The following is a 1,292-nucleotide window of genomic DNA, read 5'->3' on the forward strand; positions in this document are numbered from 1 at the left end:
TGCAGCGCCTTGAGCTTCCTAAAGACCTCAATTCACTGGAGGGTGTCGTCGCAGGTGCAAACCATACCCTTGTCTTGGGCCGCGACAGATTGGGCAAGCTACTGCTCTTTGCCTGTGGAGAAAACGATTCAGGCCAACTGGGGCTCGGGCATCATAAGAAACAGAGCAGCTTGCAGCGCCTTGAGATTCCCAAAGAAATCAGCTCACTGGAGGGTGTCGTCGCAGGTGCGGGCCACACCCTTGTCTTTGGACGCGACAGCCTCGGAAAACCACTGCTCTTTGCCTGTGGAGATAACAATTGTGGCCAACTGGGGCTTGGGCATCAATATGCGCAGAGCAGCCTGCAGCCAGTAAATCTTCCTGAAGGCCTCAATTCACTGGAGGGTGTCGCCGCAGGTGCTCTCCACACCCTTGTCTTTGGCCGTGATAGCAATAAAAAGCCACTCCTCTTTGCCTGTGGATGGAACAACTTTGGCCAACTGGGGCTGGGGTATCGAAACAACCAGACCAGCCTGCAGTCCGTCAAGCTTCCTCAAGACCTCAACTCACTGGAGGGTGTCGTCGCAAGTTTGAGTAACACTTTTGTCTTTGGCTGCGACAGCTTCGGCGAGCCAGCGCTCTTTGCCTGTGGTGTGGGGTATCGAAACAACCAGAACCTCCTGACCACTGTCCCCAAACCCGTTATCTGCAACAGCGAAAAATATCGCCTGAAAATGGCAATAGAGCTCCACATAAAAACGCTGAGCAATGAATTCAGCTGGTTTGGATTGAAAAAATGCCCTCAAGAAAAAATTAAGATGCTCAAACAACTCTGTGAAAACCTTGAGCAAGTGGATAATGCAAACTCAAAACAAAAGCTCCGGGAGGTAATGAGTACCTTGTTAGAAGAACATAAACAAACCATCAAAGAGCACCGCAATCCCTTCAGAAAGTGGTGCTTTTTTAGCCCTGAATCCCCCACTCACACCGAGACATTTCTCACTGAGAAAATCAACAGCCTGAACACTTAAGTGTTAGTGGCATTTTAAACAATAAAATGCCACTGGTTTTTCTTAAAAAAATATCCTAGCGATTGTTTAATAATACCTTAATAAAAAATAGGTATAATTGAACAATTGTTGCACAATATGAGTTATTCATGTTGCATAGTATGGAAGTCATCAAGATGTTAGCTGTATTAGAGCTTAAAGCCTATCAAAACATCAGACAGTGCTCTGTTGCTGAAATCGTTCATGCCATCGAATTCCCAAGCCATAAAATCCCCGCACACTAACAACCACTCATTAAGAGTA

At 46.7% G+C, this 1,292-nt stretch carries 2 protein-coding genes; both read left to right on the forward strand.

Features of this window, described 5'->3' with window-relative positions:
• On the forward strand, nucleotides 1-1,010 hold a 1,010-nt coding region (locus Lwal_RS13220; protein ID WP_420798169.1), incomplete at its 5' end, for an RCC1 domain-containing protein.
• A gap of 128 nt (nucleotides 1,011-1,138) precedes the next feature.
• Nucleotides 1,139-1,273 (forward strand): hypothetical protein, encoded by a 135-nt coding sequence (locus Lwal_RS18055; protein ID WP_269458301.1) that lies wholly within the window; start codon nucleotides 1,139-1,141, stop codon nucleotides 1,271-1,273.
• Nucleotides 1,274-1,292: the final 19 nt, after the last annotated feature.

It is taken from the genome of Legionella waltersii (assembly GCF_001468085.1).
Taxonomy (GTDB): Bacteria; Pseudomonadota; Gammaproteobacteria; order Legionellales; family Legionellaceae; genus Legionella; species Legionella waltersii.